Origin of the sequence: Streptosporangium sp. NPDC006013, from assembly GCF_040614275.1 — a bacterium.
Classification (GTDB): domain Bacteria; phylum Actinomycetota; class Actinomycetes; order Streptosporangiales; family Streptosporangiaceae; genus Streptosporangium.
Window position 1 is genome coordinate 1 of sequence record NZ_JBEXUE010000573.1, and the last position, 5760, is coordinate 5760.

A 5760-nucleotide genomic window follows, 5' to 3' on the forward strand; every position below is an offset into this window, starting at 1 on the left:
GATCGTTCGTGTGCCGACCCAACGACTGCATCATCGGGACCCCGAGGGTGTACGCGCGGTCGAGCGCCTGGCCGACCTCGTCGAGGGTCTCGCACTCGACCATGATGTGCACCAGCGCCGGCGCCTTGAGGTCCGGGGTCGGCATGATCGCCAGGCTGTGGTGCCGGGCGTTGACACCCATGAACCGCAGCCGGATCGGACCGTACTCGGGCGGCGCCGGAAGGCGGAACGCCCCGCGGGGCAGGAAGCCGAGGGTCTCGGCGTAGAACCGGTGGTCGCCGTCCAGGTCGCTCACCGGCACCACCACGTGGCCCAGGCCAAGCCGCCCGGCGACGAAGCGGTTGCCGAACTTCGTCGCGATCGGGCTGTGGTCCAGCGCGGGACCGTGGAAGACCTCCAGCGGAGTTCCACCCGGCGTCTGGAAGGCGATCCCCGCCTCGACCCGGCGGGTGTCGGCGTCCTCCAGTGACAGCGGCTTCGTCGCGATCCCGGCCGCCTCGACGGCCGACTGCACGCGCCGCAACGCCAGGTGGTCGCGGACCTCCCAGCCGACGGCCTCCACCCGGTCCTCCTCGCCGGGCAGCAGCACGATGCGGGCGTGCCGCTCGTCCATGCGCAGGTACAGCGCGTCGGATTCGGGGCCGGTGCCTTCGGCGAATCCGATCGTGTCGAGGGCGAACGCGCGCCACGCGTCCAGGTCCGTGGCCCGGACTCGCACGTAGCCCAGCGAGCTGATGTCGGTCATGCCATCTCTCCTGAATCGATTGAGGTGTTGGTCGAGATCGTCCGGCGCGGGGATCAGATCAGCATGCGCAGCGCGCCCTGCGGTTCGACACCCATCTGGGTCAGTGCCGTCGCGTGGTAGGTGTTGCCGGGAATGTGGATGGCGTGCTGCAACCCGACGTGCGCGTCGCGCCAGAACCGCTGCATCGGGTTGTTGCGGCGCACCGCGTTGCCGCCGGACCGCGCGAAGATCTCGTCGACCGCCGACACCGCCCGCCACGCGCAGCGAACCTGGTTGCGCCGGACCAGGGCCCGATCCGCGAAAGTGATCGGCTTTACGGAGTCGGCGAGGTCGTAGAGCCGGCTGATGCCGTCGAGCAGTTGCAGCCGCGCGGCCTCGATCTCGGACGCGGCCTCGGAGATCGCGTACAGCGTGTACGGGTCGTCCTTCACCTTCGTGCCGGAGGCCGTCACCCGGTCCCGCTGGTAGTCCAGGTGCGTGGCGAGCGCGCCCTCGCAGATACCGATCACCGCCGAGGTGATGCCCAGGGGGAACATCGACCAGAACGGCAGCCGGTACACCGTCTCGGTCCGGCCGGCCCGCTCGGCCGCGAGCTCGCCCTCGGCGACCTCCGCGGCGTCGATCGTCCGGTAGGCGGGAATGAACGCGCCGTCGACGATGACGTCCTTGCTCCCGGTCCCGCGCAGCCCGATGACGTCCCAGGAGTCCTCGACGATCGTGTAGTCGGAGCGGGGCAGCACCACGTGCAGTCCCTTCATCGGCTGCGCGGGCTTGCCCTCGGCGTCTCCGAGCAGCGCGCCGAGGAAGATCCAGTCGCAGTGGTCGGTGCCCGAGGAGAACTGCCAGTGGCCCCTGAGGATGTACCCGCCGTCGGTCGGCGTCGCCACCCCGCTGGGCATGTACGGCGAGGCGATCCACGTGTTCGGATCGGAGCCCCACACCTCCTCCTGCAGCCTGCGGTCGCACAACGCCATCTCCCACGGGTGCACTCCACCGACCCCGCACACCCAGCCCGTTGAGCCGCACGCCTTCGCCACCGCCATCACCGCCTCGGCGAAGTCCCGGGGATGCGCCGCGTATCCCCCGAAGTCGGTCGGCTGCAGCAGCCGCATCACTCCGGCCTCGCGGATCAGCTTCACGCTCTCGTCGGACAGCTTGCCCAGGCGCTCGGTCTCGTCCGCGACCGCGGCCAGCCGACCGGCGATCTCCTCTACTCGGGAAACAACTTCATGCGCCATCAAGGCACCTCCGGACTGAATCTGAGAGGGTCGCAACCCGCCGTTTCTGCGGCGGCTCGCTGACGCTAAGCCGCTTTCGACCACCGGGTCACGGCATATCCCGCTGGCCGGGACTGCGCGAGGGGGTACGGCGGGCGGGCCCGTCGTCCGCGGCGGGAATGTGTCGGCGCGCACCGCACGGCGCCGGGAAAAGCGGAGATCAGCCGCCGTGCCGATGCGAGCGGCGGCCGTGGGCGAGTGGTGGCCCGGGCAGCGCCGGCGGCCAGGTTCCGCTCACCGGGACGTGGCGGCGGAAGGGTCCTGCGCGCGGTGACGGGCGGCGGGAACCGGCCGGTCACCGATTTCCGGAGTACGGTGCCAGGAGCAGCCGCGCGCCCAGCCGGATGTCGGCCTCCGCCCTCGACAGGGTCGTCTGGCCCCCGAGGGTCGAGACCAGCGCGCCCCACCAGCAGTGCGTGAGCAGCCGCACCACGCTCAGATCCTGCCTGTTCGGCTCCTCTGCCCCGATGATGCGCAGCAGAATGCGGCCGAGCTCGGACTCCGTCGGTTCGACCTCGTCCATCGTTGCCGCGACGTATGTGGCGCTGGTGGCCTGGAACATCGTGGCGGCCAGTATCGGCCGCAGCAACAGATGGCGGCTCAGCCCCACCAGGAGGTCGGTGACCTGGTCGACGAGGTCCTCGTCCTCGCCGGACCGCCGACTTTCGTCGAAGGCGCTGATCTCCGCCTGGAAGACCGCGGTGAACAGCGCGTTCTTGGAAGGGAAGTACCGATAAAGGGTCGCGATCGCCACGTCGGCGTCCTTGGCGACCTCGTGCATCTGCACCACGTCGATTCTCTTGCGGGCGCCGAGCGCGGCCGCGGCGTCCAGAATGCGCTTGTGCCGGGCGATCTGGCTCTTCGAGGTCGGTGACGCCGGAGCCCGTGCTTCGGCGATTCTCGCCACGAATCCCCCTTGTCTGGTCTGTCTACTCCCGAGCGAACCGTGTGCGGGTACCGATCTCAGGATATCGGCCGCCCAACGGACATAGGCTCCACCGCGTCATCGGAGTGGAGCCCATGTCCTCAGCGTCCCTTGTGCCGAGTGGTCGGCGGGGGCGGCCTCGTCAGCCGTCTCAGAGGTCGGGAACCGGGATGGCCCCGAGGCGGACGGAGTTCTCGATGCTGTCGCGCAGTCGCGTGCAGGTCGGAATGAGACCCCGGTCGGCATGCCGATTCAACTCGACGCACTGCTCGGTTTCGGTGGTCCACTGGACGAGCGTGTGCGCCAGGCTGTGCTTCTTGACCAGGACGCACGAACCGCAGCTGCTGCAGGACACGGGGCGCACGGAATATCTCCTCGGTTGCGATCACTGACGTTCTTGACGGTGGTGGCGCATCGTCGCGAGGTGCCACCACCGGTCCGAACCGGCCGATCGGCCGGGATGGGCTAGGCCGGAGCCGAGGTGACGATCCGGCCGTTGGCGATGTTGTCGTCGACCTCCTTCTGCCAGAACTGGTTGGCCCGCTCGGTGTCGATCTCGAACTCGAACCGCTGGGTCATCTCCGGGGTGACGTCCTCGACATCGACGTAGAACTGCTCGTACCAGCGGCGCAGCTGGTAGACCGGGCCGTCCTCCTCGCACAGCAGCGGATTGTCGATCTTGGCCTTGTTCTTCCAGATCTCCACGTCCTGCAGAAAGCCCGTCTCCACGCCGGCCGCGAAGCCCGCCGCCATCGCCTGCGCCTCGTCGTCGGAGACGCCCTGGGGCTTCTTGACCATCGCGCCCCATTGGAGCACGAAGCTGGTCGGCGACACCGGGTAGTGGCAGTTGATCAGGACGGACTCGACCGTCTGTCCCCCCACGGTGTTCCACAGGTAGTCGATCATGTATGACGGGCCGTAGTACGCCGACTCCGAACGCCCGTCGGTCTTCTCACCGGAGTAGTTCGTGCCGAGCTGGACGTCGGGCCGGGCCCGGCTGTTCATGTCCTGCGCGGCGATGTGCCCTTCGAAGACGTTCTTGAAGTACGTCGGGAACGCGTAGTGGATGTAGAAGAAGTGGGCCATGTCGACCACGTTGTCGACGATCTCCCGGCAGTTGGAGCCCTCGATCTTGATCCGGTTCCACGTCCAGGAGGTCCACTCCGACGTGCCCACACCGGCGATCTCCGGGATCGTCACCTCCGGCGGGGGTGGGTTGCCCTGCGGGTCGTGCCAGACGTACAGCTGTGCGTTGCGCTCCAGGGCCAGCCACGTCCGGGTGCGTGCCCGCGGCGGCACCCGGCGGGCGTACGGGATGCTGGTGCACCGGCCGTTGCCCGCCCAGCGCCAGTCGTGGAAGGGACAGGCGATCGCGTCGCCCTTGACCTCCCCCTGGCTGAGGTCGCCGCCCATGTGCGGGCAGTAGGCGTTGAGGACGTTCAGCTTGCCGGTGCTGTCGGCGAACACCACCAGCTTGGTGCCGAATGCCTCGATCTTGTGCGGCTTGCCGTCCCTGAACTCGTTCGCCAGGCCCAGGCAGTGCCAGCCCCGGGCATAACGGGTCGGAGGTGGGGCCGCCTCGATCACTCGAATCTCGTCGTCACCGGCGGTGTGTAGCGACGTCATGAAGTCTCCCTTGCCGTCCAATGCGCCCGGGCCGAATCTTCCTGCCCGCGGGATCCTCATCATGCGAAGCCGACGATGTGCGACACCGCCCCTTTCCCACTGACCGGGACCTCGTTTCGCAAGTCACGGCAACGCGTTCCGCGAAACACCGCTCTCCGGTCTCCGGCCTCCCGTCGGGATCGAGCGGTGAGAAAGCCCGTCCCGCTCGCCGGGAGGACGAGTTGTGGGGCACCCGGGGCGCCGACACCGTGGGATCGGACCGATGCGGGCGAGGGAAATCGCTCGATCCGGCGAACGAAGGAGACCGAAGGCCGATATGACCACTCACCAGATCTTGACCGGGCCCGGCAGCGGGGATTCGACACGCGCTCCGGATCCGGCCCCCACCGTGGTGAAGCACCCGTTGCGGGTGGTCCTCGTCGTCGCCTTCGCGACCTTGGTGACCACGCTCAACCAGACGCTGGTCGTCCCGGTGCTGCCCGAACTGCCCGGCCGCCTGGGGGTCACGCCCTCCGTCGCCACCTGGCTGGTCACCGCGACGGTCATCGCCGGCGCGGTGTCGCACCCGGTGCTGGGCAGGCTGGGTGACCAGTTCGGGATGCGCAGGATGATGATCGTGGCGCTCGGCGCGATGATCCTCGGGTCCCTGATGTGCGTGATGAGCGACGACATAGGCGTCCTCATCGCCGGGCGGGCGCTCCAGGGGATCTCCAGCGCGACGATCCCGCTCGGGATGAGCCTGGTGGGGGTGGTCCTGGAGCCGAACCGCCGTGCCTCCGCCATCGCCTCCGTCAGCGCGATGATGGGGGTCGGCGGCGCGCTCGGGCTGCCGGCCGCCGGGCTGATCTCCCGGTTGTGGGGCTTCCACGGGTTGTTCGCCGTCTCGGCGTTCGCGGGTGTGGTCGCGGTGGCCGCCCTGCTGCTGGCGGTCCCGGCGCCGCCCCGGCGCGAGCGCGCGCAGCGGATCGACTTCCCCGGTGCGGTGCTGCTCACCTGCTTCATCGTCGCCCTGCTGGTCGGGCTCGACCGCGGCGGCGAGTGGGGCTGGACGAACACGCTGACCATCGCGTCCTTCCTCGTGGCGCTGGTGTCCGGGTGCCTGCTGACCCTGGTGGAGCTTCGCCGCCATGCTCCGCTCATCGACCTCAAGGCCGCGGTGAGCCGCTCCTCCGCCGCTATCAACGGAG

6 protein-coding genes are annotated in these 5760 nt (G+C 69.1%); 1 reads left to right on the forward strand and 5 read right to left on the reverse strand.

What is annotated here, in order from left to right; translation table 11 throughout:
* The 5 genes from ABZ260_RS45225 to ABZ260_RS45245 form a co-directional block, all read right to left on the reverse strand.
* The coding region (locus ABZ260_RS45225) for a VOC family protein (protein WP_355630472.1) at positions 1-745 on the reverse strand (745 nt) is incomplete at its 3' end.
* 53 nt (positions 746-798) lie between these two features.
* Positions 799-1983, reverse strand: coding sequence for an acyl-CoA dehydrogenase family protein (locus ABZ260_RS45230; RefSeq protein ID WP_355630475.1), 1185 nt, complete (start codon positions 1981-1983; stop codon positions 799-801).
* 334 nt (positions 1984-2317) lie between these two features.
* Positions 2318-2929 (reverse strand): TetR family transcriptional regulator, encoded by a 612-nt coding sequence (locus tag ABZ260_RS45235; protein ID WP_355630478.1) that lies wholly within the window; start codon positions 2927-2929, stop codon positions 2318-2320.
* A 169-nt stretch (positions 2930-3098) separates the two neighbouring features.
* A complete protein-coding gene (locus ABZ260_RS45240) occupies positions 3099-3311 on the reverse strand; it encodes a hypothetical protein (RefSeq protein ID WP_355560619.1) in 213 nt (70 codons plus the stop codon).
* Between the two features lie 101 nt (positions 3312-3412).
* Positions 3413-4573 carry a Rieske 2Fe-2S domain-containing protein gene (locus ABZ260_RS45245; protein WP_355569771.1) on the reverse strand — a complete coding sequence of 387 codons (1161 nt, stop codon included), beginning with the start codon at positions 4571-4573 and terminating at the stop codon, positions 3413-3415.
* Between the two features lie 316 nt (positions 4574-4889).
* Between ABZ260_RS45245 and ABZ260_RS45250 the strand changes: the two genes are divergently transcribed.
* Positions 4890-5760: MFS transporter (locus tag ABZ260_RS45250; RefSeq protein WP_355630481.1), on the forward strand; the 871-nt coding region annotated here is incomplete at its 3' end.